Source organism: Amycolatopsis sp. MtRt-6 (genome assembly GCF_017308975.1).
Lineage (GTDB): Bacteria > Actinomycetota > Actinomycetes > Mycobacteriales > Pseudonocardiaceae > Amycolatopsis.
Genome location: NZ_JADWPD010000014.1, coordinates 214,203 through 239,630, shown reverse-complemented (window position 1 = coordinate 239,630; position 25,428 = coordinate 214,203). Strand labels below are relative to the sequence as shown.

Genomic DNA, 25,428 nt, shown 5'->3' with positions numbered 1-25,428 from the left:
AGTGACGACGACGGAAGTCACCACCCGCGCCACCCGCGTGCGCGAGGCCGTCGACCGCCGGTTCGGCTTCCTCGACACCCTCGGCGACCAGATCCTCTTCTTCCTCCGCGCGATCGCCTGGACCCCGCGGGCCCTGCACCGCTACCTGCGCGAGGTCGTCCGGCTGCTGGCCGAGGTCAGCTTCGGCAGCGGCGCGCTGGCCGTCATCGGCGGCACGATCGGCGTGATGATCGGGATGACCGTGGCCACCGGCACGGTCGTCGGCCTCCAGGGCTACTCCGCGCTGAACCAGGTCGGGACGTCGGCGTTCGCCGGGTTCGTCTCCGCCTACTTCAACACCCGCGAGATCGCGCCGCTCGTCTCCGGCCTCGCGCTGAGCGCCACCGTCGGCTGCGGCTTCACCGCGCAGCTCGGCGCGATGCGGATCTCCGAGGAGATCGACGCCCTCGAGGTCATGGGCATCCCGAGCGTCCCGTACCTGGTGACGACCCGGGTGATCGCCGGCTTCCTCGCCGTCATCCCGCTCTACGCGATCGGGCTGCTGTCGAGCTACCTCGCCTCGCGGCAGGTCACCGTGTGGTTCTTCGGCCAGTCCGCGGGCACCTACGACCACTACTTCCTGCTGTTCCTGCCACCCGGCGACGTGCTGTGGTCGTTCGGGAAGGTCCTGGTGTTCAGCGTCGTGGTGGTCCTGGCGCACTGCTACTACGGCTTCCGCGCGAGCGGGGGCCCGGCCGGCGTCGGGGTCGCGGTGGGCCGCGCGGTGCGGACCGCGATCGTCGCGATCAGTGTCCTCGACTTCTTCCTGTCCCTGGCGATCTGGGGCGCGACGACGACCGTGCAGGTGGCCGGATGAGACGCGAAACCCGACGGAAGGCCGGGGTCCGCACCGCGGGCGTGCTGTTCCTCGCGGTGATGGGCGTGCTGGTGACGCTCTCGGTCAAGGTGTACGACAAGGACTTCGTCACCACGGTCCCGGTGACGCTCAAGGCGAGCCGGATCGGCAACCAGCTCTCCCCGGGCGGCCAGGTCAAGGCCCGGGGCGTGCTGGTCGGCGAGATCCGCGAGGTCCGGGCGACGCCGCAGGGCGCCGAGATAGCGCTTGCTCTCGAACCGGACAGAGTGGACATGCTGCCGCGCAACGTCTCCGCGCTGCTCGTGCCGAAGACGCTGTTCGGCGAGCGGTACGTCCAGCTGTCCATCCCGGACGGTGAACGGGCCCCGCACCTGGTCGCCGGCGACGTCATCGAGCAGGACCGCTCGGCCAACGCGGTCGAGCTGGAACGGGTCTTCGACAACCTGCTGCCGGTCCTGCAGGCGGTCCAGCCGCAGAAGCTGGCGACGACGCTGACCGCGGTGTCGACGGCCCTGGAGGGACGCGGCGAGCAGCTCGGGAAGACCATCGACACCGCCGCGACCTACCTGAAGGACTTCAACCCGAACCTGCCGCAGCTGACCGCCGACCTGCGCGACCTCGCGACGGTCTCGAACCTCTACGGCGACATCGCGCCCGACCTCCTCGACGCGCTCACCGACTCCGCCGTCACGCTGAACACGGTCAAGGAGAAGGAAGCCGACCTGGCCGGGGTGTACCAGCAGGTCACCTCGTCGTCCCAGGAGGTCACCACGTTCCTGGCCAACAACCGGGACAACCTCATCTCCCTGGCCGCCGACAGCCGCGCGCCGCTGGAGATCGCGGCAAAGTACTCCCCCAGCTTCGCCTGCACGATCGGCTCGCTCAACGCACTGAGGAAATCCATGGACAAGGTGCTCGGCGCGGGCACGAACGAACCGAGCGTGCACGCCGAGACCGCGGTCGTCCCCGACAGCGGCAAGTACCTGCCCGGCCGGGACGACCCGCGCTTCACCGGCGGCGGCGAGCCGCGGTGCTACCCCTCCGGCGTCTCCCCGACGGTCGGCACCGCCGCGGCGGCGCCGGGCACCACCGGGCACCCCCTGCTCACCGGCGGCCAGGGCGACCTCGGGCTCGCGAACTCGCCGCAGGAGCAGCAGCTGCTGGCCACGCTGGTGGCGCCGTCGATCGGGACGCCGACGGCCGAAGTCCCGGCCTGGAGCAGCGTGCTCGTCGGACCGCTCTTCCGCGGCACGGAGGTGACGCTCAAGTGAGGAACATCGCCGCCCCGCTGATCAAGAGCCTCGTCTTCATCGCCGTCACGGCCCTCGCGACGGCACTGCTCGCGATCTCCATCACGAACTCCGGCGTCGGCGCCGGCAAGCGCTACACCGCCAAGTTCCTCGACGCCACCTCGCTCAACGTCGGCGACGACGTGCGCATCTCCGGGGTCCGCGTCGGCCAGGTCGAGTCGCTCGAGATCGGCGACCGCAACCGGGCCGTGGTCGGGTTCTCCCTCGACCAGGGCCGCCGGCTCCCCGCCGACGTCCGCGCGGTCATTAAGTACCGCAACATGGTCGGCCAGCGGTACGTCGCCCTCGAACGCGGCAACACCGCCACCCGGGAGCAGCTGCCGGAAGGCGCCGAGATCCCGCTGGACCGCACGACACCCGCGCTGGACCTCACCGACCTCTTCAACGGCTTCAAGCCGCTGTTCCAGGCGCTGTCGCCGAACGACGTCAACGAGCTCTCCGGCGAGATCGTCCAGGTGCTGCAGGGCGAAGGCGGCACCGTCGAAAGCCTGTTGCAGCACACCGGTTCGCTGACCACCACCCTCGCCGGGCGCGACAAGGTGATCGGTGAGGTGATCGGCAACCTCAACGAAGTGCTCAAGACGGTCAACGGCAAGGGCGACGCGCTGACGAACCTCGTGTCCACCCTGCGGCAGCTGGTCTCCGGGCTGGCGGGCGACCGCGCCGCGATCGGCGACGCCATCAGCGGCATCGGCGCGCTGACCGAGTCCACCGCCGGGCTGTTCGAGCAGGCCCGCCCGCCGCTGAAGGACAGCATCGCCGGCCTGAAGGACGTCGCGGGCACGCTGGCCCAGAACCAGTCCGATGTGGACAGTTTCCTGACCAACCTGCCGGTGAAGTTCAACGAAATCGCCCGGACCGCCTCCTACGGCTCCTGGATGAACTTCTTCCTCTGCCGCGCCACGCTCGAAACCACGCCCCCGCGCGGCGTGTTCGTCCCCACGCAGAGGTGCGAATCGTGAAGTCCTTCAAGGAGCGCAACCCGATCGCCCTCGGCGTGATCGGCAGTGTCGCGCTGGCCGCCGTGCTGACCGTGACGCTGAACTACGACAACCTGCCGGTCGTCGGCGGCGGCACCACGTACGAGGCCGAGTTCTCCGAGGCCGCCGGCCTGCAGCCGGACGACGAGGTCCGGATCGCCGGCATCAAGGTCGGCGAGGTCCGGACCGTGCGGCTGGCCGACGACCACGTCCTCGTGTCCTTCCGGGTCAAGAACGCCTGGGTCGGCGACCGCACGTCGGCCGAGATCAAGATCAAGACGTTGCTGGGCCGCAAGTTCCTCGCGCTGAACCCCACCGGCGACGACGTCCAGGACCCGGCCCGGCCCATCCCGCGGACCCGGACGGTCACGCCCTACGACGTCACCGACGCCTTCAACGGCCTCGCCGACACCGTGGGCGCGATCGACACCAAGCAGCTCGCGGACAGCTTCACCACGTTGTCGGACACCTTCCGCAACTCCCCCGAGCACGTCCGCAGCGCGCTCGACGGGCTGTCCCAGCTGTCGAAGACGGTCTCCAGCCGCGACAGCCAGATCGCCGAGCTGCTGGCCAACGCGCGGAAGCTGACCACGACGCTGGCGAACTCGAACGACGACTTCGAGAAACTGATCGGCGACGGCAACCTGCTGCTCACCGAGCTGAACAGCCGCCGCGACGCCATCCGGGACCTGCTCGACGGCTCCGCGCGGCTGGCCGATCAGCTCAGCGGGCTGGTGCGGGACAACGCCGACGCGCTCAAGCCGGCCCTGCAGTCGCTCAACCAGGTCACCGACCTGCTCAAGCGGCAGAACGACAACCTCACCAAGGGCCTGCAGCTGGCCGGGCCGTACTTCCGGGTGCTGACCAACACGACCGGCAACGGCCGCTGGATCGACGCCTACCTCTGCGGGCTGCTGCCCGAGAACCACGACCCCTGCACCCCGCCGCCGAACCCGGGAGGGGCCAAGTGAGCGCGTTGACCACCACCCGCGCCGGCGTCCTGGCGAGCCGTTTCGTCGCCGCCGCCCTGCTGCTCGCCCTCGTCGTTTCGGCGGCGCTGTGGTGGGTGTTCGCCGGCAACGGCCAGCACCACGTCACGGCGTTCTTCACCCGCGCGGTCGGCGTCTACCCCGGCTCGGACGTCCGCGTGCTCGGCGTCAAGATCGGCCAGGTCGACAAGGTCACCCCGCGGGGCGACCAGGTGCAGGTGGACATGAGCGTCGACGGCTCGGTCGGCGTCGCCGAGGACACCACGCTGCTGGTGATCGCGCCCAGCGTCGTCGCCGACCGCTACCTGCAGTTCGCCAAGCCGGCCCGCGGCGGGCCGCGGCTGCCGGACGGCGCGACGATCCCGCTCCAGCGGACGGCCACCCCGGTGGAGCTCGACCAGCTCTACGCCAGCCTCGACACGATCTCGAAGGCGCTCGGCCCGAACGGCGCCAACGCCCAGGGCGCGCTGTCGGACCTGCTGAAGACCGGCGCGCAGACGCTGCAGGGCAACGGCCGCGCGTTCAACGACAGCGTCCGCAACTTCGCGCAGCTGGCCCGCACGCTGGCCGGCAACTCGAGCGACCTGTTCGGCACGGTCGACGAGCTGCAGCAGTTCACCACCATGCTGGCCACCAACGACAGCCAGGTGAGCACCGTCAACCAGCAGCTGGCGCAGATCTCCGGCACCCTCGCCGAGAGCAGCGGCGACCTGGCCAAGGCGCTCGAAGGCCTCGGCCGCGCACTCGCCGACGTCCAGGTGTTCATCCGGGACAACCGCGGCGCGCTCAAGGCCAATGTGGACAACCTGGTGACGACCACGCGCACGCTCGTCGAGCAGCGCGAATCGCTGGCGGGCACGCTCGACGCCGTCCCGCTCGCGGTGACCAACGTGCTCAACGCGGTCGACCCGGCCACCGGCCGGCTGCTCGGCCGCGGCAACTACGACTACTACCTCCAGCCGCTGCCGTTGCCGGTCACCGGCGACGTCTACACGAACGGAGGAGGCCGGTGAAGCGGATCGCCGCCGTCGTGGCCGTCGGGTGCCTGACCCTCGCAGGCTGCTCGTCAGGTGAGTTCAAGGGCGTCTACGACCTGCCCCTGCCCGGGGGCGCCGACGTCGGCGACCACCCGTACTCGGTGACCGTGCAGTTCGCCGACGTGCTCGACCTGGTGCCGCAGGCCGCGGTGAAGGTCGGGGACGTCCCGGTCGGGCGCGTGCGGGAAGTCCGGCTCGGCGGGGACGGCTGGACGGCCGAAACGGTCCTGGAGGTCAACGGCGACGTCGTGCTGCCCGCGAACGCGGTCGCGCGGCTGCGCCAGTCCAGCCTGCTCGGCGAGAAGTTCGTCGAGCTGGCCCCACCGGACGGCGACGCGAAACCCGCCGGGACCGCCCGGCTGGCGAACGGCGCCACGATCACCCTGGACCGGACCAACCGCAACCCCGAGTTCGAAGAGATCTTCGGCGCCCTTTCCCTCCTGCTCAACGGCGGCGGGATCGGGCAGCTGCAGACGATCAACCGGGAACTGTCGAAGGTGATGGACGGCAACGAAGAGCAGATCCGGTCGTTCCTGTCCGGGGTGAACACCCTGGTGACCGACCTGGACGCGCACCGCACGGACATCACCGAAGCCCTCGACGGGCTGAACCGGCTCTCGGCCACGCTGGCGAACCGCCACGAGCAGATCTCCGGCGCGCTGACCGACCTGACGCCGGGGCTGAAGACGCTTTCCGAGCAGCGCACGCAGCTGGTGTCGATGCTGCAGGCGCTGGACCGGCTCGGCACGGTGGCGACCGACGTCGTCGAACGCAGCCGCGACGACATGGTCGCCGACCTGCGCGCGCTCGCCCCGATCCTGGAGCAGCTGGCCGCGGCCGGGGAGAACCTGCCGCAGTCGCTGCAGATGCTGCCGACGTTCCCGTTCCCGGACTCGGTGCTCGGCGCGGTGAAGGGTGACTACATCAACGCCTACGTCTCGATGATCCCGGCACCGGGTGTGCCGCTGCCCCCGCCCGGCGAAGGTGTCCCGCCGGGCCTGCCGACGCTCCCGCTGCCGAGCAGCGGGACCCGGGTCTCCGGAGGCAGCTGATGCTGAGCCGAAGAGTACGCGTCCAGGTCGTCCTGTTCGTCGTGATCGCGCTCGCGACGACGGCGTTCGTCGGTGCCAACTACGCCGGGCTGGGCCGGCTGTTCGGGTCCGGTAGCTACACGGTGAAGCTCGAGCTCGCCGAAGGCGGCGGCCTCTTCACCAACGGCGAGGTGACCTACCGCGGTGTCGCCGTCGGCCGGGTCGGCGAACTGCGGCTCACCGTAACCGGGATGGAGGCGGACCTGCTGATCGACGACGGGGCCCCGCCCATCCCGGCCGACTCGCAGGCCGTGGTGGCGAACCGCTCGGCCGTCGGCGAGCAGTACGTCGACCTGCAGCCGCGCACGGCCGACGCGCCCTACCTCGACGGCAACTCGGTGATCCGGCGCGAGTCGACGACGCTGCCGCTGCCGGTGAACAACCTGCTGACGGACCTGGACTCGTTCACCGCCTCGGTGCCGACCCAGGACCTGCGCACGGTGGTGAACGAGCTCGACGACGCGCTGCGCGGCACGGGCCCGGACCTGCAGACGCTGATGGACTCGGCGACGACGTTCACCCAGGAGGCGAGCACCCACCTGCCGCAGACATCGAAGCTGATCGACGACGGCGCGACGGTGCTGCGCACCCAGATCGGCTCCTCCGGGGCGTGGCGGTCGTTCAGCAGCAACGCCAAGGTGTTCGCCCAGCAGCTGGCGAGCTCCGACGGCGACCTGCGGCGGCTGATCGCGGCCGCCCCGCCGGCGGCGTCCGAGTTGGGTGGCCTGCTGAAGGAGAACGACCCGGGCCTGCCGATCCTGCTGGCCAACCTGCTGACGACGGCCCGGGTGTTCGGCACCCGCACCGCGGCGGAGGAGCAGTTCCTGTCCCAGACGCCGAAGGCGGTGGCGGCGGTGGGTTCGGCGCTGAACGACAGCGGCGACGCGCTGCGGATGGGGCTGGTGCTGAACTTCGACGACCCTCCGCCGTGCCTGCAGGGCTACGAGGGAACACCGCACCGGCCGAGCTCGGACCTGACACCGTTGCCGTTCGAAACCGACGCGGCGTGCACGCTGCCGTACGGGAGCGAGAGCTCGGTGCGCGGCACGCAGAACGCCCCGCACCCGCCGGTCCCGGCCCCGGTGCTGCCGGGCGGCCTGACGAGCCCGCTCGGGCTCGGCACCCAGGCGACGGCGACGAGCCTCGAGGAGATGCTGTGGCTGCGGTGAAGGTGGCTTCGGTGGTGCTGGCGGCCTCGGCGGCCGTGTTCGCGGGCTGGTCGGGGTACGAGTGGTACTCGACGGCCCATTCGCCTTCGGTGACGTACGGGGTGGCGCGCGACGAGGCACTGGCGACCGGCCGCACGCTGGTGGCCCAGCTGAACACGTTGGACTACCACGACGTCGACGGCGGCTTGGGCAAGTGGCTGTCGGCCTCGACGGGCCCGCTGCACGACCAGCTGGCCCGCACGGACGACAAGACGAAGAAGACGCTGGCGGAGAACGCGACGGTGGCGACGGGCCGCGTGCTGGACGCGGCGCTGAGCGAGCTGGACGAACACGCGGGCACGGCGAAGATGCTGGCCTCGGTGGAGATCACGATGGCGAAGCAGGGAACGGCCCCGGCGATCAAACGCAACCGCTTCGCGGCGGCGCTGAGCCGGACGGCCGACGGGTGGAAGCTGAGTGCGCTGGACCAGCTGCCGGTGGGGGCCCGATGAGCCGCGCGAAGACGGCCGTGGACGAGCCGGCCGAAGCCGAAGCAGCCGCCGAAGCCGGCAGCGCGGCAACCGGCACCACCGGCGAGCCGACCGCCACCGCGGAGCGCGACCCGGCCCCGCCCGAAACCGACGCGGCCGAACCCGCTCGCGCGACCGAGGGCGAAGCCGCCGAAACCGGCCCAGCCGAACCCGATCACGCGACCGAGGGCGAAGCCGCCGAAACCGACGCGGCCGGGCCCGCCGTCGAATCCTCCCCCGCCGAGCCGCGGCCCGCCTGGCGCCGCCTGCCCGTGCTCCTCCTCGCCGTCGCCGTCGTCCTCACCGGGGCCGGCGTCTGGTTCACCCTGGAAGCCCGCTCCGCCGCGGCCAACCCCGCCGCCGCCAACCAGGCGCTCACCGATGTCGGCGCCACCGCCGATGTCACCTCCGCCGTCACTCTCGCGATGAACCGGATCTTCTCGTATTCCTACGACCGGACCGACGTCACCGAAAAGGCCGCCGCGGCGGTGTTGCGCGGTACCGCCAAGGATTCCTACGACAAGCTCTTCGCCCAGGTGCGGGAGAAAGCACCGGCTCAGAAACTCGTCCTCACTTCGCGCGTTTCCGCGATCGCCGTGCAGGACCTGCGGAATGGTCACGCGAAGTTACTCGTCTTTCTCGACCAATCAGCCGTCCGGGCCGACAACAATGCGACCGACAGCGCCGCCGCGCAGCTTTCCGTGACCGCGGAACGCACCGGCGACGGCTGGGTCGTCACCGAGCTCGAACCGCGCTGACCGACGCGTACTGACGGTTCCCGGGAGCACCCGGAAACCGGAGTGAAAATCGCAAGGGAGAACAAGTATGTCCGTTGCAACGCGAATCAAGAGACTCGCCGTGCTCGGTTCGGCGGCGACCGTGGCGATGACCCTGGTCACCGCGACCCCGGCGGCGGCCGAGATCATCGAGTTCCCGGTCTCCTACGCGGTGACCGGCAGCACGGTGGTGAAGAAGACCGGCAGCGCCATGGCGCTCGGCCCCGGCACCCTGGCCGGAAACCTGCTCGTCAACGACGAAACCGGCGAAGTCGGCCTGAGCGCCAACCTGAGCCTGCCGCCGTCACAGGCGAACATCTCCCTGGTCTCGGGTCTGTTCAAGATCAAGGCGACGGTGAAGGTGATCCCGCTCGGCCCGGCCACCGGCACCCTGGCCGACGCCACGCTGACCACGCATGCCAAGGCCAACATGGAGATCAGCAACATCTGGGTCGGTCTGCTCGCACCGGTCATCCCGCTGCCCACGGTGCCGGGCTCCTGCAAGACGAAGACCCCGGTCGAGCTGAACCTGGTGGCGAAGGACATCGACATCTTCTCGCCGATCACGGTGACAGCCGACTACGCGATCCCGGAGTTCACCAACTGCTGGATCGCCGACATCGCCCTCGGCGCGATGATTTCGGGGCCGGGTAACACGATTGCGCTCACCCTGACGCCCAACCCGGTGAGCTGACGCGACGGGTGGCGGGCGCCTGCCCGCCACCCGCCCGCTCAGCACGGCGCGCTGGGGTTCTCCTTCAGCGCGAAGCTGTCGTTCTCCCCCGCCGAGATGCCGAAGATCGGCCCGCACGGGAGCAGGTACGAGGCCGTCTCCTCGACGAGGTTCGACCCCCACGCGATGATGTCGCCGTTGGCCTTGACGGCCAGGTTGTGGTTGGCCCCGGCGTCGATCGCCACGACGTCCGACAAGGCCTCCGGCGGGACGGTCGCCTGGCCGTAGTTGTTGCGGCCCCACGCGTAGACGCGGCCGTCCTTCAGGGCCAGGCTGTGCTGGGCTCCGGCGGACACCGCGGTGACGCCCGACGAAAGGCCCGCCGGCACGGTCGCCTGCCCGTAGGCGCTGTTCCCCCACGCCAGCACGCCGCCGTTCTTGATCACCAGGTTGTGGTCGGAACCGGCCGCGATCGCGGTCACGCCGGACTGCGCGGCCGCCGGCACGTCGGTCCGGCTGCCCCAGCTCACGACCTGCCCGTTCTGCTTGAGGGCCAGGCTGTGCATGTAGGACGTCGCGATCTCCGTGACGCCGCTGGTCACCGAGGCGGGCAGGTCGGTCTGGCCGTACCAGTCGTTGCCCCAGGCCAGCACCGCGCCGTTCTTGAGGGCGAGTTCGTGCCCCCAGCCCGACGCGATCCGGCTGACCCCGGACAACGCCGCGGCGGGCACTTGGTTGGCGCCCCAGTTGTTCGCCCCCCACGCGAGGACCGCCCCGCCCTTCAACGCGAGCACGGTCGTGGAGCCCGCCGACACGGCGGTGACCCCGGACAACGCCGCCGTCGGAGGAACGACGACGCCGAAGTCCTGCTTCCCCCAGCCGATCACGCCGCCGGCGGTGGCCGCGGACGCCGGCGACGCGCAGAGTGACAGGGCCATCGCCGCCGAGACCGTCAATACGGCTCCCCTGAGCGATACCCGTTCACAACGTGAAGTAAGTGGCACGGTAGCCTCCTTTCTCCCGTTTCGTTATCCCTGATTGCTTCGGCAAGATCGTGAATGGTAGACCGTTCCCGGGGCGGTTCGGCCACGCGGTGGTTCTTTGTCAAAATCCGATGAAACCGCCGTCGGTCCTGCGCGGAGGCGAACAAGAAACCCGAGCCGATCCGGTGCGGCGGACTGACGATGCCACAAAGTCTTGTTCCGTACTGAACCCGCGAGTAGCCTCATTCCCGGCAGATGGACCTCCACCTCGCACGTCGGTGAATTCACGTCCCGCCGCTCGGGGCAATGGGGGCGGGCGAACGTGATCGGAGAGCAACGACGGCGAGCAATCGATCAGCCAAAGCCGAGACTGTACTGAATCAAAGGAGATGGGTATGTCCCGACTCAGCAGGCTGTCCGCCGGAATCGCGACCACCGCTACCGCCATCGGCGCCATCGCGGTGCTGACCGCGGGCACCGCGGCCGCCGCCACGGTCACCTACACCGCCGGCGGCACCACGCCCCTGACCTACACCTGCACCTTCCCCGGTGTCACGCCGCAGCCGGTCCTCGTCACCGCGCACCTGGACGCCGAGGACACCGTCGCGGCCGGCGGCACCCTCACCCCGGCCAACGTGGGCGGCTCCGCAACGATCAGCGCCGGTGTCCACGCGCTGCTCACCGCGGTCGGCTACGACGGCATCCGCGGCACCGCCACGGTGCCGGTGACGGCGGCGTCGGGCACCCTGTCGCAGCCGGCGGCCACCGGCCTGAACATCCCGGAGGTCATCTACCCGGCCGGCGGCCCGATCACGGTGAACATCTCGCAGGTCGCGACGTCCACCGTCCCGACCTACACCGCGCCGGCGGCGGCGGGCACCGACACGCTGTCGATGGGCACCACGGTCACGGCGGCGCTGGAGTTCCACAAGAAGGCGAACAACACCTGGACGCCGTGGTCGATGACCTGCACCCTCAAGGTCACCAACCCGGCGCAGAACACCGCGTTCAGCCCGAGCATCACCGTCAGCTGACGCCGGTTCCCGGTGCGGGCCTCCTCGCGAGAGGGCCCGTACCGGGTTCGGCGTCTTCTGCACCACCGAGAACACACAGGGAAACCGATGCCACGTCGACTCCGGCCCCGCTCCGTCACGGTGACCGCGCTGGCGGCCGCCGGCCTGCTGTCCGCGGCGAACGGGGCACTGACCGGCGTCGGCTCGGCCGCCCCCGCGCCCACGGCCCCGCCGGAGAAGGCGGCGTCGGCGTCGGTCTCGGTGACCTGTCCCTTCGCCGATCCGCTCGGCCCGCGCAAGCTCACCGTCGAAACGTCGGCGACCCTGCCCGGCCAGGCGAAGACCGGTACGTCGGCGACGATCGGCAAGTACTCCGCGCAGTTCGGCCTCCCCCGCGACGTCGCGCTGTCGCTCCTGCCCGCCGGCGCCACCGCCGGTTCGCTGCAGGGCGCGGTGCAGCTCGACCTCACCGTGCACCAGGGCGAGCGTTCGGACCGGATCCCGGTCGCCCTCACCGTGGCACCGACGCCCCTGCCGGAAACCGGCGACGTCACCCTCACCGCCACCGGCACCGTGCCGGAGATCGCGATCAACACCGTCGGCGCCGTCTCCTTCGACGTCACCGCGCCGAAACTCGCGCTGGCCGCCGTGCCCGCGGCCGACGCGCCGGCCACCCCCGACGCGTCCGCTGCCGCACCGCCGGCGCCGCCGATCGCGTGCACCCTCGATCCCGATCAGAAAGCGACGCTGGGCACGGTCCTCGTCATGCCGGCGCCGAAGCCGGGTGCGGAGCAGAAGGCCGGTCTCGGCGCGGCGGCCGCGCTGGAGGACGAGCCGCCGCCGAACGAGTACACCGTGCCGCTCGGCCTCATCACCATCATGACGAAGTCGACCGTCGCGAGGCTGGGCGCGACCGTCGTCGCCGACCCCGCCCTCCTGGTCAACGCGTTCTTCACGGTGGACATCGACACCGGTGCCTCCCGGGTCTCCGGGTCGGCGGTGTTCAAGCCGGCGACCACCTCGTTCCTCGGCTTCGGATTCGTGCCGGTGACCGCGACCGTCGAGTTCCTGCCGGTCGACTGGCAGAACAGCAAGATGATCGAAGTCGGCGGCGGGCTGTTCACCGACGACGAGGGCTACACGAACCTGCGCACCGAACTGAAGGTGATGGGCAAGCTGAGCGGCGCGAAGATCAACGGCGTCCCGCTCGAACTCGGCCCCGGATGCGTGACGAAGGAGCCGGTGTCGCTGGAGATCACCGGTCGCTACGACCCGTTCACCACCGGCCACGTCCGGACCGATCCGGTGAAGGGCTTCTACCTGCCGCCCTTCCGCGACTGCGGCTTCGCCGGCCAGGACCTGACCCCGCTGCTCAGCGGCATGAGCACGGGCTGGGGCAACCAGGCCTTCATCGACACCTACAACCTGAACGGCTGCACCGAGCCCGACCACACCAACTGCCCGCCCGACACGCTCCCGCCCGCGCCGGGCTCGGAAGGCGCGGCGAAGAAGGCGGTCGCGAAGAACCCGAACTGAGGCGCATCCTGGAGCGGCACAGGAACATCCGCCGTTTCCTGACGACGGCCGCCGCGACCGTCCTCGCCCTCGCCGGAACCGCCGGCCCGGCGTGGGCGGACACGACGTTCGGTTCGCCTCCCGGCGTGGTCCACATTCGCGCGCAGCGTGCTGCGGGTCCTCGGCTACGACGGCGTCCGCGGTAGCGGGATGATTCCGGTGACCGCGACGAACGCCGCCCCGGCCGCGAGCACCGGCGCCGTCATCCCGGAGCAGCTCTGGCCCCCGCTCGACGGGTGGATCGAGTTCTCCGGCGGCGCCCAGTCGTTCACCGCGGCCAACCCCGGCGTAGTCGCGTTCCGCATGGGCACGCCGTTCTCCCTGGCGCTGCAGTTCCACCGGGCTCCCGACAACACCTGGATGCCGTGGACGATGAACTGCACCCTCGAGGTGACCAGTCCGGCACAGAACACCACGTTCACGCCAGTTCTGCCGGTGACCTGACGGGCTACCGCGGAGTCCACTGTGGATGCGAGCCGCCCGCTCGCGGTGCCGGGAGCAGGTCGCTCACCGGGTACCGCAGCGGCAGCGGCGCCGCCCCGGCGCGCAGCGCCAGCTCCATCTCGAACCGCGCCGCCGGGTCCTTCAGGCTGTCGCCGAACGTTGCCTGCAGCTGGCGCATGCGGTAGCGGACCGTCTGCGGGTGGACACCCAGGCGCTCCGCGATCTCCACCACGTTGCCCTGGCTGTCCAGCCACGCCCGCAGCGTCTCCAGGAGCCGCTCCTGCTGCTTGCCCGTCATGTCCGCCAGCGGCGCGAACAACCGGTGCCGCAGCGTGCCCACCAAGCCCGTGTCGGAGTTGACCAGCAGCGTCGCCAGGTGTTCCTCCGCGCGCAGCACCGGGCGCGCCGCCAGGACGCCGCGCTCGGCCAGCTGCAGGGCGTTGCGGGCCCAGCGCAGGGAATCCGCGACCGAGGCCAGCGGGACGCACGGGCCGATCGACAGGCGGCAGTCCGGCAGCGCCACCTGCAGGGCCGCCAGCCGGGCGCTGCTGAGCTCGCCGGGGACGACCAGTTTCGGGTCGGGTGTGTCGAGCTCGGCGAGGACGTCCGCGTCCAGGCCCGCGTGCCGCCGGGCCGGGGCCACACCGCCGGTCGGGCAGATCGCCACCGGCGTCGCGTCCGAGGGCACCGGCCAGCCGATCAGCTGGGCCAGCTCGGCAATCGCTTTCGGGGACGCCGGCGGCGTCTCGAGGATCAGGTGGAGCAGCTTGCGGCGCCAGGTGTCCAGCGCGCCCGCCGTGCGCGCCTTCGCCTCCAGGTAGCCGTCGAGCGCGACGGACGCCAGCTCGTCCATGAACGCCAGCATCGCGTCGGCCAGCTGGGACATCACCGCCGAGGAAAGGCCGCTGCGCCGTCCGACGCGCATGATGCGCCGCCACGACACCCGCGCGCCGACGCGGTAGGCCGACTGCAGCGTGTCGAGGCTGCGGCCTTCGCGCATTTCGTTCTGCCCCAGCCGGTGGTGCACCTCGTGGGACTGTTCCTTCGACACCGTGGGATCGGCGATCTGCGCGACGAACAGCGTGATCGCGTATTCGACGCCGGCCCGGATCGACTTGCCGTACGGCCCGTCGAGCGGACGCGCGTACGCCGGGATGGTCGCGCGGATTTCTTCGACGATTTCAGCAGCGAGACTCGCCAGTTCCGGCCGCAGGATGTCGGCCAGCTTGCGCGGTAGTGCGGCGGTGGGTGGCGGCGCAGCGTGATCGAATCCGCGCTCCACCGACATCGCAGCTCCTTCGCTCCGCCCCGGGACTCCGGTCGCGGGCACCCCGCGGCCGGGCACCCCGCGCCTGTTGCGGGGTGACAACCGACACATCGAAAAACTAACGCCAAACGTGTCACACCCGTGAAGGAAAACCGATTTGTTGTCATTGTCGTGACAATTTTCTGCGGCTTGGCTGCGATCAGCTGACAGGTATCCCGCCGACTGCACGTTCACGTGCGTACGAACGGACGAACCCTCAACGACCCGGCCGCGCTGCGGTTACGCCCGAATCTTGTATCATGTGCTTGATACAAGCGGAGGAGGAACCGCATGCCGTGGGACAACGTGCTCGGGGTGGCCCTGATCATGGGCCTGTTCGGGCTGGCGATCCTGATCGTGCTCTGGCCGGGCGAGAAGCACGGTAAGCGCTTGCTGGAGCGGTGGGGCGTTTCGGCCCCGGACGCCGGGGAGGTGGCGCTCGCCGTCCGCTACCTGAAGCGGCGCCGGCTCTGGTACCCGTGGCTGTTCCTCGCGCTCCCGCCGCTGCTCGACGACACGTCGGCCGGCACGATCCTCGCCACGCTGCTGCTGGGCGGCCTGATCGCGGAACTGCTCGCGCAGCGCCCGGCCCGTGGCCCGCGGCGGGAAGCCGAGCTGGCGCCGCGAACGCTGCTGGGGGTCGTCCCGGCGTGGATCGTGGTGCTGGGCGGGCTGGCGGCCGCGGGCTCGCTGCTGCACCTGGGCCTGACGGCGCAGTGGCGGCTGCTGGCGGTGGCCGCGGGCACGGCGCTGGTCAGCGCGGCGATCACGCTGCTGGCGGTCCGCCGCCCACCGTCGGGTGCGGCGCGGGCCGACCTGGCGCTGCGCACCCGCAGCGCGCGTGTGGCCATTGGCCTGGGCATCGGCGCCTGCACAGCCGTCGGCTGGCCGGTGGGCGGCTTCGGGTCGTTCCTGGCGGTGGCGGCGGGCCTGGCGGCGTTCCTGGCAGTGACGGCCCCGGCGAAACACCGGCAGGCGGCGGCGTGAAGATCGTCGTCGACACGGAGAACGGCGTCGCGCCGTGGCGGCAGGTGCACGACCAGGTGATCCGCGCGGTGACGGCGGGAGCGTTGCCGGAGGGGGCCAGGCTGCCGCCGATCCGCCAGCTGGCGCGAGATCTGGGGTTGGCGTCGGGAACGGTGGCGCGGGCCTACCGCGAGCTGGAGGCGGCGGGCTGGGTGGCGACGGCCCGGGCCCGCGGCACGGTGGTGACGATGCCGTCGGGCCGCCCGGACCGCTCGGCCCTGCTGGCGGCGGCCGCGGCGGAGTTCGCGGCCCAGGCGAGCGACCTCGGCGCCGACCTCCACACAGCGCTGGAGGCCGTCCGCGCGGCCTACCCGTCGTGAGTGGTAATTCGGGTTGGAACCCTAATTGCCACTCATGAGCAGCCGCCCGATCGCGGCCACCACCGGTTCCAGGACCTCGACCTCGCGCGGCGTGCCCACGCACTCCGTGATCCCCGCGCCCACGACGTCGAACCGGGCCAGGGCGTCCAGCTCCGACACCAGCCTCGCGATCGTCCAGCCGTCCGGCTCCGGGTAGTTCTGGCCCGCGAACTCGGCCGGGTCCAGCACGTCCAGGTCCACGTGCACGTACAGCTTCTCCACGCCCGCCAGCTCGCCCACGGACGTCACCGCCAGGCCCCGCGCCACCGCCGCCCGCTCCTCCGGGTCGAACACGCGCGTCCCGGCCAGTGCCACCTTGCCGGGCTCCAAGGCCGGTGCGGCCGCGAACTCCGGGTCGCCCTCGCCGAACAGTGACCGCAGCACCATGCCGTGGAACGCGCCCGACGGCGACGATTCCGCCGTGTTCAGGTCCGCGTGGGCGTCGAACCACACGACGCCCAGTCCGGGGCCGTACCTGAACCGCGCGACGCCGATCGGCACCAGCTCGACGCCGCAGTCGCCGCCGATCGTCAGTACCGGGCCGGCCGGCGCCTCCAGGGCCGCCAGCTGGGCCGCGCGGTTCGGGCCCGTCAGCACCGCCCGGGAGGCGATTCCACGGTCCACTTCGGACACCGAGCGCGTCTGCCGGACGTGGTGCACCGGCCGGCCGAGCACGTGCCCGGCCAGCTCGGACAGGGCCACACAGCCGTCCGGCAGCTCCGCCGCGCGCGGTCCGGCCGCGCCCTGCCGTTGCGGTACCGCGTTGATCAGCATCCGCCGAGCGTATCGCTCATTCCAGGACCAGCAGAAGGTCACCGCCCTCGACCTGCTGCACCGACGTGATCGCCAGCCTGGCCACCTTGCCGCCGTTCGACGCCGTGATCGAGGCCTCCATCTTCATCGCCTCGATCGTCGCGACCGTCGCCCCGGCTTCGACCGTGTCGCCCTCGGCGACCTGCAGCGTCACCACGCCCGCGAACGGCGCCGCGACCTGCTTCGGGTTGCCCTTCTCGGCCTTCTCGGTCGCCGGGATGTCCGAGGCGATCGAGCGGTCGCGGATCTGGATCGGGCGCAGCTGGCCGTTGAGCGTCGACATCACCGTGCGCACGCCGCGCTCGTCGGCCTCGCCGATGGCCTCCAGCTCGATGAGCAGCCGCACGCCCGGCTCCAGGTCGACCGGGTACTCCTCCCCCGGCCGCAGCCCGTAGAAGAAGTCCTTGCTGGGCAGCACCGACGTGTCGCCGTAGGCCTCGCGGTGCGCCTCGAACTCCTTCGTCGGCCCGGGGAACAGCAGCCGGTTCAACGTCCGGCGCGGTTCCGCCGCCAGCGCGGCGCGGTCCTCTTCGGACAGTTCGGCGACCGGCTTCGCCGCCGCGCGGCCCTCCAGGGCCTTGGTGCGGAACGGTTCCGGCCAGCCGCCCGGCGGGTCGCCCAGCTCGCCGCGCAGGAAGCCGATCACCGAGTCGGGGATGTCGAACTTGTTCGGCTCCGCCTCGAAGTCGGCCGGCGAGACGCCCGCGCCGACCAGGTGCAGCGCGAGGTCGCCGACGACCTTCGACGACGGCGTCACCTTCACCAGGTGGCCGAGGATCTTGTCCGCGGCCGCGTACATCGCCTCGATGTCCTCGAACCGGTCGCCCAGGCCCAGCGCGATGGCCTGCGTGCGCAGGTTCGACAGCTGCCCGCCCGGGATTTCGTGGTCGTAGACGCGCCCGGTCGGCGACGCGAGCCCGGCCTCGAACGGCGCGTAGATCTTGCGCACGCTCTCCCAGTACGGCTCCAGGTCGCCGATCGCCCGCAGGTCGAGCCCGGTGGTCCGGGCCGAGTGGTCGGTGGCCGCCACGATCGACGACAGCGACGGCTGCGACGTCGTGCCCGCCATCGACGACACCGCGCCGTCGACGGCGTCCGCGCCCGCGTTGATCGCCGCGAGGTAGGTGGCCAGCTGGCCGCCCGCGGTGTCGTGGGTGTGGATGTGCACCGGCAGGTCGAACTCCTTGCGCAGCGCGGTGACCAGCTTGGTCGCCGCGGGCGCGCGCAGCAGCCCGGCCATGTCCTTGATCGCCAGGACGTGCGCCCCGGCGCCGACGATCTGCTCGGCCAGCTTGAGGTAGTAGTCGAGCGTGTAGAGCTTTTCGGCCGGGTCGGACAGGTCCGAGGTGTAACAGAGCGCGACCTCGGCGACGGCGGTCCCGGTCTCGCGCACGGCTTCGATGGCCGGGCGCATCTGCTCGACGTCGTTGAGCGCGTCGAAGATCCGGAAGATGTCGATGCCGGTCTTCGTCGCCTCCTGGACGAACGCGGTGGTCACCTCGGTCGGGTACGGCGTGTACCCCACGGTGTTGCGCCCGCGCAGCAGCATCTGGAGGCAGATGTTCGGGACGGCCTCGCGCAGCGCGGCGAGGCGCTCCCACGGGTCCTCGGCGAGGAACCGCAGCGCGACGTCGTAGGTGGCGCCGCCCCAGCACTCCAGCGAAAGCAGCTCCGGCAGCGTGTTCGCGACGACCGGCGCCACCGCGAGGAGGTCCTTCGACCGGACGCGGGTGGCGAGCAGCGACTGGTGCGCGTCGCGGAACGTCGTGTCGGTGACGCCGATGTGCGGCGACTTCCGCAGCCACTCGGCGAACCCGGCCGGGCCCAGCTCGACGAGCTTCTGCTTCGAGCCCGGTGCCGGCTCGGCGTCCTTGGGCAGCTTCGGCAGCTTGAGCGTGGCGTCCGGCGTCTTCGGGCGCTCGCCGTGCGGCTTGTTGACCGTCTGGTCGGCGAGGTAGGTCAGCAGCCGCGTGCCGCGGTCGGCGGAGTGCCGCGCGGTGAGCAGGTGCGGGCGCTCTTCGATGAACGACGTCGTGACGCGGCCGGCGCGGAAGTCCGGGTCGTCGAGGACGGCCTGCAGGAACGGGATGTTCGTGGCCACGCCGCGGATCCGGAACTCGGCGACGGCGCGGCGCGCGCGGCCGACGGCCGTGGAGAAGTCCCGGCCGCGGCAGGTGAGCTTGACCAGCAGCGAGTCGAAGTGCGCGCTGATCTCGGTGCCGGAGAAGGCGGTGCCGCCGTCGAGCCGGATGCCGGAGCCGCCCGGCGAGCGGTAGGCGGAGATCATGCCGGTGTCCGGGCGGAAGCCGTTGGCCGGGTCTTCGGTGGTGATGCGGCACTGCAGGGCGGCGCCGCGCAGGTAGATCCGGTCCTGGCTGAGCCCGAGGTCGGCGAGGGTCTCGCCGGAGGCGATCCGCAGCTGCGACTGCACGAGGTCGACGTCGGTGACCTCTTCGGTGACCGTGTGCTCGACCTGGATGCGCGGGTTCATCTCGATGAAGACGTGGTTGCCGCGCTTGTCGAGCAGGAACTCGACGGTGCCGGCGTTGCGGTAGCCGATCTGCCGGGCGAACTTGACGGCGTCGGCGCAGATGCGGTCGCGCAGCTCGGGGTCGAGGTTGGGCGCCGGGGCGAGCTCGACGACCTTCTGGTGGCGCCGCTGCACGGAGCAGTCACGTTCGAAGAGGTGGATGACGTTGCCTTCGCCGTCGGCGAGGATCTGCACCTCGATGTGCCGCGGCTCGACGACGGCCTTTTCGAGGAAGACGGTCGGGTCGCCGAAGGCGGACTCGGCCTCGCGCGCGGCGGCCTCGATCGACTCGCGCAGCAGGGCGGGGTCCTCGACCCGGCGCATCCCGCGCCCGCCGCCGCCCGCGACGGCCTTGACGAAGACGGGGAAGCCGAGTTCGCCGGCCGCCGCGACCAGGGCGTCGACGTCGCTGGAGGGTTCGGACGACCCGAGCACGGGCACGCCGGCCTCGCGCGCGGCCTTGACCGCGCGGGCCTTGTTACCGGTGAGTTCGAGGATCTCGGCGCTCGGCCCGACGAAGGTGATGCCGGCCTCTTCGCACGCGCGCGCGAGATCGGGGTTCTCCGAGAGGAAGCCGTAGCCGGGGTAGACGGCGTCGGCCTTGGCCTTCTTGGCGGCGGCGACGATCTCGTCGACCGAGAGGTAGGCGCGCACGGGGTGACCGGGTTCGCCGATCTCGTACGCCTCGTCGGCCTTCAGCCGGTGCAGCGAGTTGCGGTCTTCGTGCGGAAACACGGCAACCGTGCCGGCACCGAGTTCGTAGCCGGCGCGGAACGCCCGGATCGCGATCTCCCCGCGGTTGGCCACCAGAACCTTGCGGAACATGCCCGGTCCTTCCCTCTTGGATCGGTAAGTCAACGCACGTTACCCGGTTTTTCCCGCTCTGCGGGAGTTGAGTCCCGGGTGATGGACATCATGCGGACCAGGAGGTTCGGTGGTCACCCCTGGTGGCACTCTTCGACGACGCCTCGGCGCGTGGAGAGCCGGATGCGGTGGGGGTTGAGCTCCAGGGTGACCCACGGGTGCCGGTCCAGGTCGATGACCTGCACCTGGAAGCCGTCGCGCGCACAGCGTTCCCTGACGTCTTCGGTCTTCCGGCCGACCAGCTCGGCCAGGTCGAACGAGGGTTGCCGTCGCTGCACGATGTGCACCTCCTCGTGGGTCGGCTTTCCGGAGCCGGGCCGCGGCCGCCCTGGGCCCCCGCGCACCAGCGGCCCCGACGCAGCACCCACCCTCCCAGGGGGCCGGTCCCAAATCCATCCTATCGGGACCGGCCGACAAACCAGCCGGCAAAGCCGCAGATCAGACAAGGTGTCCACACCCCTGCCGGGTTGTGGACAACCCAGCGTCTCAGCTGCTCGGCGGCGCGTACAGCAACCGGTTCGCCGTGCCCTCCGGCACGCCCTTGAGCACGTCCGGCGTCGCGGCTTTCACGAGGGCCTCGCCGACCTGGGCCGGCGTGTCCTCCGGGTGTTGCGCGCGGTACAGCGCCGCCACGCCGGCCGCGAAGGCCGCCGCCACCGAGGTGCCCGATTCCGGGCCCGCCGTCGTGCCGCCCGCTATCGGGGACGGGATGTCCGTGCCCGGGGCGTACAGGTCGACGTCCTGGCCCGAGTTCGACGACTTGTCCGGCCGGTCCTGGGCGTCGGACGCCGCCACCGTCAGGGCCTCGGGCACCCGGCCCGGCGAGAAGCCGCTCGCGTCGGCCGTCTCGCTGCCCGCCGGGACCGCGATCGGCATCACCGCCGCCAGCCGCTTCACCGCGGCGTCGAGCTGGTCGTTCGGCACGCCGCCGATGCCGAGGAGCGCGACCGCCGGCTGCTGGGCGTTCTGCGCGACCCAGTCGATCCCGGCGATGATCTGGTCGGTCGCGCCCCCGCCGCCGGAGTCGAGCACCCGCACCGGCACGATCTGCGCGCCCTTCGCGACGCCGTAGTCCTTGCCCGCGGCGATGCCGGCGAGGCGGGTGCCGTGGCCGTTGCTGTCGGTGGTGTCGGAGCCGCCGTTGAGGAAGTCCCGGCCCGGCGCGACGCGGCCCTGGAAGTCGGGGTGCTTCGCGTCGACGCCGCTGTCGATCACGTAGATCGTGACGCCCGACGCGTCGCTCGCGTAGTGGTAGGCGTGGTCGAGCCCGGTCCGCTGGTCGATCCGGTCCAGCCCCCAGCTGGGCGGGTCCGGCTGCACCCCGCCGGCCGAAACCTGCCCGGCGAGCACGGCGACGGCCGCGAGAAGCATCTTCATGATCGTCGTGGTACCCCGGCGGTGACCGGGTGACAACTCAGGGCTGTCGCCCGATCGGCTGATTCCGGGACAGGACGACCGTGTCGATCACGAGCAGCACGAGCGCCACGATGGCGATCACCTGGCCCGCGTAGGTCAGCGAGGAGTGGTCCTCCAGCGCGGCGGAGGTCGGCGCCAGCACGCCGGCCAGGCCGGCGAGGCCCGCCGCCAGCACCGCGCAGCCGACCGGACGCGGGCTCAGCACCACGGCGACGACGGGCACGACGACGGCCAGGAGCGCGCCGAGGACGAAGTAGGCGGCGTTGCGGCCGGCGCCGTCGGAGTCGTAGGCGGACAGTTCCACCAGCTGGGCGATCCACCCGGCGCCGAGCAGCACGCCCAGCCCGATCGCCGCCCAGGCCGCCCAGCCGCGCACCGGCCCGGTACCCAGGCCGACGGCGGGGTTCCGGCGCAGGGCCACCAGCGCGCAGGCCCCGGCGAGCACCCACGCCAGGTGCGCGAGGAGAACGAAGGTGAAGCCGGCGTTCAGCCCGGTGCCCGAAGATTCGGCGGCCCTTTCGCCGGCGAACCCGGCCAAGGTGTACCCGGCGGCCGAAGCCGTGGACAGGGTGACGCTCTCGCCGACGAACCGCGCCAGCCCGAACAGCGCCGCCAGCCCCACGCCGGTCAGCAGCGCGGGCCCGGTCCGCGCGCGCGTTCGCGGCACGAGGGTCAGCACCCCGGCGAGCAACGCGCAGGCGGCCACGAGCCCGACGTAGTACTCCATGCCGGGGCGGTATTCGGCGAGGGTGTAGCTGTCCCAGCGGTACTTCAGCGGCCATCCGGCCACGGCGAAGACGGTGCCGGCGATCGCGAGGACCCCGGCGAACCCGCCGACGGGATCCACGGCGCCGGTCCGGGCGGCAGGCTCGGCATCGGCAGTGCGCCCCAATGTGGCGGGGGGGGGGGGGGGGGGCCCCCACCCCCCCCAGTGGGGGGAAGAAGCCAACAAACCCACATGGGGGGGGGGGCGGCCGCGGCGCCCGGGGGGGGGGCCCCCCGGGGGGGGGGGGGGGGGCCGCCCCCCCCCCCCGCCACATTGGGTGCGTCAGACGCAACCAACGCCACATTGGGGTGGTCGGCCGGCTCCGGTCCGGGGCGCGCCGGGGCCGGCCGGGGGACCTCGTCCGGTTGCGGCCCGCGCTTCGGCTCCCGCTCCGCGGTCGGCTCCGGCTCCGGTGTGGGCCCCGCAGCCACCGCCGAGCCGGCCCCCGCCGCAGCCCGGCCGGCCCCGGCTGCCGAGCCCGGCTCGACCTCCGCCACCGGCAGGGCCTCGATCTCCACCGTCACCACGGCGTCCCCGGTCGGCCCGCTCACCACGACCTTGCCGCGCCGCACGCCCGCTTCCCCCGCCGTCACGGCAAGCGCAGCTCCGCCCGGAACCTCCGTCACCGCTATCCACGGGTGGGACGCCTCGAACCGCACCTCCCGCGCCACCGGCGGTCCCAGCACCCGCAACGACCCCGCCGCCGACCCACCCGCCGGCGCCGACAAGCGCACCGACTCGACGTCCGGTCGCACCACCGCGGACGACATCGCCTCCGATGCCGCCGCGGCCACGTGCTCGATGTCCGTCGATGCCATCGCCCGCAGTGCCTCGAACGCGCCCACCGCCACCGGCAGGTTCGGGCTCGACAACCGGCGGCGCAGCTCCGCCACCGCGCCCAGCCTGGTGAACGGGTTCTCCGCGCCGATCGCCGCCGCCAGGTCGGCCGGGATCGGGGATGGCTTGATGCGCCGCCTTCTGCTCTTCGCCAGGTACAGCTCGCCCTGCATCTCGATGTCGCGGCTCGGTGTCTGCTTCGGGTTGCGCTCGCGGACGCGGTCGAACAAGTACTCGTACAGCTCACCCAGCGCGATCCAGCCGTCCTCGTCACGGTCGGCTTCGCCCGTGCGCAGGCCCTCGACCAGTGCCGACGTGAACACCGACGGCTGGGCCGGCTCGTCCGAGGCCAGCTTCGCCCCCTCGAACGCGTACTCGATCGAGTTCGACGCCGTGATGACCGCCCGGCCGCGGCCGCCGCGGAAGCTGTCGAGGACGTTCGCGTCACCGGAGGCCCGGACCGCCACGCCCTGGCCGAACGCCCCGCCGTAACAACAGTCCAGCAGCAGGACGATGCTGCGGGACCGGCTCTGCCGGATGCACTGCTGCACGAACTGCGCCGGCACCGCCGTCGACCGCAGGCGGTCCGGCCGCGTGTTGCGGGCGGCGAAGTACAGCCCGCCCGAGTCGTCCTTCAGGCCGTGGCACGAGAAGTGCATCAGCAGGACGTCGTCGGGGCGGCCCTCCGCACAGAGGTCCTCGATCTCCGCCTGGACGACGTGCGCGGTTTCGTTCCGCACCACGCACACCTCGAAGTCGCTGATCGCCCGGTCGCCGAGCACCGCGGCCAGGGCGTCGGCGTCCGCCGCGGGTGAGCCCAGCCGCTGCAGCCCCGCGTTGTCGTACTCGCCGTTGGCGACGATCAGCGCCCGCCTCCGCCCGGCCATATCGGTAGGAAACGCCCGCCCGGCGCAGTGCGGCAATCAGCCGAACGGGCGCACCTGTTCGGCTCGGCCCGCGAAAATCGTTTCCTGCTTTTCCAGGCAAACCACCGCGTCGAACGCCGAAGCGACATCGACCGACACGGCCATGTGCGCGTGCCGGATGCCCGACGCCGCGGGACGCGCGACCACGCACGGCGCCCGCGAAGCCAGCTCCGCCTCCACGCTGCCTTCCGCCGGTTCTTCCAGTGCCTGCTCGAACATCCGGAACCCCAGCGGGAAAGCCGGGTCGGGCACCAGCCCGGTCGTCGTCCCCGAGACGGCGGTCAACGCGAGCGCGAAGTACCTGTCGCCCAGCTCCGCGGCCAGGTGCGTGCCCGCCGACGGCGCCGTCATGCCCGGCATCGGCGAGAACGGTACGCGCTGCAGGTGTCCGTTGTGGATCATCAGCACGATCTTCTCGCCGGGGAACTGCCGCCGCAGCAGCCGCACGGTGGCCGCCATGTAGGTGTCCCGCGACGAACTCTGCGGCTCCGGCGCGCGGCCCGCCATCAGCGCGGCCAGCTCCCGCAGGTACAGGTCGACGCGCAGGGCGCCGTCCGCGTGGTGCTCGGCGACGGCACCGTACCGGAGGGACTCCACGTGTCCCTTGAGGACGGTCAGCGCGGTCGTCGCCGCGTCCCGGGCCTCCTGGCTCATCTCCCCGTAGCGACCGGGCGCGACCGCGCTGCTCACCGACGCGTACGGCTCGCACGCGGCCAGCGCGTTGTCCACAAGGGACACGTTGGCCGGGTCCACGCGCAGGACCTCCGCCCGCAACGCCCGCAGCGCCGGTACCGGCGAGCCGGCCGAGCTCGGCACGTCGAGGCCGAAGAACCGGACGTCCCGGCCGCGCAGCCACGTCAGCATCTCGTGCACCTCGGCCGAGTCGCCGAGGCCGAAGGTGAAGCCGTCCCGCGCGATGTCGGCGACCTCGCCCGGGCCGCCCCGCAGCCACGCGTCGACCAGGTGCCCCTCGGGGAAGCCCCCTTCGAACCCGAGCACGGTGAAGCCGCGCTCGGTGACGAGGTGGCGCAGGAGGCGGTCGCGCAACACGCCGAACTCGCGGATGTGATGGTTGTTCTCGCCGATGGCGACGACCTCGGCGTCGCCGATCAGGTCGGCGAGGGCGGCGACGGTGACGGTGTCTGGCATACTGAGCACACTAACGCAACAGGAGTAGCAG

At 71.7% G+C, this 25,428-nt stretch carries 24 protein-coding genes; 15 read left to right on the top strand and 9 right to left on the bottom strand.

Annotated elements, in window-relative coordinates:
* Position 1 precedes the first annotated feature (1 nt).
* The 10 genes from I4Q55_RS24495 (at position 2) to I4Q55_RS24450 (ending at position 9,411) form a co-directional block, all read left to right on the top strand.
* A complete protein-coding gene (locus I4Q55_RS24495; RefSeq protein WP_206790819.1) occupies positions 2–856 on the top strand; it encodes an ABC transporter permease in 855 nt (284 codons plus the stop codon).
* Positions 853–2,127 (top strand): MCE family protein, encoded by a 1,275-nt coding sequence (locus tag I4Q55_RS24490; protein WP_206790817.1) that lies wholly within the window; start codon positions 853–855, stop codon positions 2,125–2,127. The genes I4Q55_RS24495 and I4Q55_RS24490 overlap by 4 nt, the downstream gene beginning before the upstream one ends.
* Complete coding sequence (locus I4Q55_RS24485) at positions 2,124–3,128, top strand: MCE family protein (protein ID WP_206790816.1); 1,005 nt, start codon at positions 2,124–2,126, stop codon at positions 3,126–3,128. The genes I4Q55_RS24490 and I4Q55_RS24485 overlap by 4 nt, the downstream gene beginning before the upstream one ends.
* Positions 3,125–4,117 carry an MCE family protein gene (locus I4Q55_RS24480; RefSeq protein ID WP_206790814.1) on the top strand — a complete coding sequence of 331 codons (993 nt, stop codon included), beginning with the start codon at positions 3,125–3,127 and terminating at the stop codon, positions 4,115–4,117. The genes I4Q55_RS24485 and I4Q55_RS24480 overlap by 4 nt, the downstream gene beginning before the upstream one ends.
* Positions 4,114–5,148, top strand: a complete 1,035-nt coding sequence (locus I4Q55_RS24475; RefSeq protein WP_206790811.1) for an MCE family protein — start codon at positions 4,114–4,116, stop codon at positions 5,146–5,148. The genes I4Q55_RS24480 and I4Q55_RS24475 overlap by 4 nt, the downstream gene beginning before the upstream one ends.
* 5 nt (positions 5,149–5,153) lie before the next feature.
* Positions 5,154–6,224, top strand: a complete 1,071-nt coding sequence (locus I4Q55_RS24470) for an MCE family protein (protein ID WP_206790851.1) — start codon at positions 5,154–5,156, stop codon at positions 6,222–6,224.
* Positions 6,224–7,432: an MCE family protein gene (locus I4Q55_RS24465; RefSeq protein ID WP_206790809.1), complete on the top strand. Its 1,209-nt coding sequence runs from the start codon at positions 6,224–6,226 to the stop codon at positions 7,430–7,432. The genes I4Q55_RS24470 and I4Q55_RS24465 overlap by 1 nt, the downstream gene beginning before the upstream one ends.
* The gene (locus I4Q55_RS24460) at positions 7,420–7,923 is read left to right on the top strand and encodes a hypothetical protein (RefSeq protein WP_206790807.1); all 504 of its coding nucleotides are present in this window, start codon (positions 7,420–7,422) and stop codon (positions 7,921–7,923) included. Before I4Q55_RS24465 ends, I4Q55_RS24460 begins: the two co-directional genes overlap by 13 nt.
* On the top strand, positions 7,920–8,699 hold the full coding sequence (locus I4Q55_RS24455) for a hypothetical protein (protein WP_206790806.1): 780 nt from the start codon (positions 7,920–7,922) through the stop codon (positions 8,697–8,699). The genes I4Q55_RS24460 and I4Q55_RS24455 overlap by 4 nt, the downstream gene beginning before the upstream one ends.
* Before the next feature lie 67 nt (positions 8,700–8,766).
* The gene (locus tag I4Q55_RS24450) at positions 8,767–9,411 is read left to right on the top strand and encodes a hypothetical protein (protein WP_206790805.1); all 645 of its coding nucleotides are present in this window, start codon (positions 8,767–8,769) and stop codon (positions 9,409–9,411) included.
* Positions 9,412–9,449: 38 nt separating this feature from the next.
* On the opposite strand, the gene I4Q55_RS24445 is transcribed toward I4Q55_RS24450, so the two are convergent.
* Positions 9,450–10,346: a hypothetical protein gene (locus I4Q55_RS24445; RefSeq protein ID WP_206790804.1), complete on the bottom strand. Its 897-nt coding sequence runs from the start codon at positions 10,344–10,346 to the stop codon at positions 9,450–9,452.
* Positions 10,347–10,768: 422 nt separating this feature from the next.
* Between I4Q55_RS24445 and I4Q55_RS24440 the strand changes: the two genes are divergently transcribed.
* From I4Q55_RS24440 to I4Q55_RS24430, 3 genes are all read left to right on the top strand, one after another.
* Positions 10,769–11,407 carry a DUF6801 domain-containing protein gene (locus I4Q55_RS24440; protein ID WP_206790803.1) on the top strand — a complete coding sequence of 213 codons (639 nt, stop codon included), beginning with the start codon at positions 10,769–10,771 and terminating at the stop codon, positions 11,405–11,407.
* A gap of 87 nt (positions 11,408–11,494) precedes the next feature.
* Positions 11,495–12,922 (top strand): DUF6801 domain-containing protein, encoded by a 1,428-nt coding sequence (locus I4Q55_RS24435; protein WP_242546611.1) that lies wholly within the window; start codon positions 11,495–11,497, stop codon positions 12,920–12,922.
* 147 nt (positions 12,923–13,069) lie between these two features.
* Entirely contained in the window at positions 13,070–13,405 is a 336-nt protein-coding gene (locus I4Q55_RS24430; protein ID WP_242546610.1) for a hypothetical protein, read from the top strand.
* A gap of 4 nt (positions 13,406–13,409) precedes the next feature.
* Here the strand turns inward: I4Q55_RS24430 and I4Q55_RS24425 are convergent, their stop codons facing one another.
* Positions 13,410–14,693: a CdaR family transcriptional regulator gene (locus I4Q55_RS24425; RefSeq protein WP_206790802.1), complete on the bottom strand. Its 1,284-nt coding sequence runs from the start codon at positions 14,691–14,693 to the stop codon at positions 13,410–13,412.
* A gap of 309 nt (positions 14,694–15,002) precedes the next feature.
* Between I4Q55_RS24425 and I4Q55_RS24420 the strand changes: the two genes are divergently transcribed.
* Positions 15,003–15,698, top strand: a complete 696-nt coding sequence (locus I4Q55_RS24420) for a hypothetical protein (RefSeq protein WP_206790801.1) — start codon at positions 15,003–15,005, stop codon at positions 15,696–15,698.
* Positions 15,695–16,057, top strand: a complete 363-nt coding sequence (locus I4Q55_RS50220; RefSeq protein WP_206790800.1) for a GntR family transcriptional regulator — start codon at positions 15,695–15,697, stop codon at positions 16,055–16,057. The genes I4Q55_RS24420 and I4Q55_RS50220 overlap by 4 nt, the downstream gene beginning before the upstream one ends.
* A gap of 21 nt (positions 16,058–16,078) precedes the next feature.
* Here the strand turns inward: I4Q55_RS50220 and I4Q55_RS24410 are convergent, their stop codons facing one another.
* The 7 genes from I4Q55_RS24410 to I4Q55_RS24385 form a co-directional block, all read right to left on the bottom strand.
* Positions 16,079–16,870 (bottom strand): arginase family protein, encoded by a 792-nt coding sequence (locus I4Q55_RS24410; RefSeq protein WP_206790799.1) that lies wholly within the window; start codon positions 16,868–16,870, stop codon positions 16,079–16,081.
* Positions 16,871–16,886: 16 nt separating this feature from the next.
* The gene (locus I4Q55_RS24405; RefSeq protein WP_206790797.1) at positions 16,887–20,264 is read right to left on the bottom strand and encodes a pyruvate carboxylase; all 3,378 of its coding nucleotides are present in this window, start codon (positions 20,262–20,264) and stop codon (positions 16,887–16,889) included.
* A gap of 113 nt (positions 20,265–20,377) precedes the next feature.
* Positions 20,378–20,581: a hypothetical protein gene (locus I4Q55_RS24400; protein WP_242546665.1), complete on the bottom strand. Its 204-nt coding sequence runs from the start codon at positions 20,579–20,581 to the stop codon at positions 20,378–20,380.
* Positions 20,582–20,789: 208 nt separating this feature from the next.
* Positions 20,790–21,674 (bottom strand): S8 family peptidase, encoded by an 885-nt coding sequence (locus I4Q55_RS24395; protein ID WP_206790847.1) that lies wholly within the window; start codon positions 21,672–21,674, stop codon positions 20,790–20,792.
* 43 nt (positions 21,675–21,717) lie between these two features.
* Positions 21,718–22,566, bottom strand: coding sequence for a hypothetical protein (locus I4Q55_RS49360; RefSeq protein WP_242546609.1), 849 nt, complete (start codon positions 22,564–22,566; stop codon positions 21,718–21,720).
* The gene (locus I4Q55_RS24390; protein WP_242546608.1) at positions 22,491–24,209 is read right to left on the bottom strand and encodes a caspase family protein; all 1,719 of its coding nucleotides are present in this window, start codon (positions 24,207–24,209) and stop codon (positions 22,491–22,493) included. Before I4Q55_RS24390 ends, I4Q55_RS49360 begins: the two co-directional genes overlap by 76 nt.
* A gap of 36 nt (positions 24,210–24,245) precedes the next feature.
* Positions 24,246–25,397 (bottom strand): erythromycin esterase family protein, encoded by a 1,152-nt coding sequence (locus I4Q55_RS24385; RefSeq protein ID WP_206790793.1) that lies wholly within the window; start codon positions 25,395–25,397, stop codon positions 24,246–24,248.
* Between the last annotated feature and the right edge of the window lie 31 nt (positions 25,398–25,428).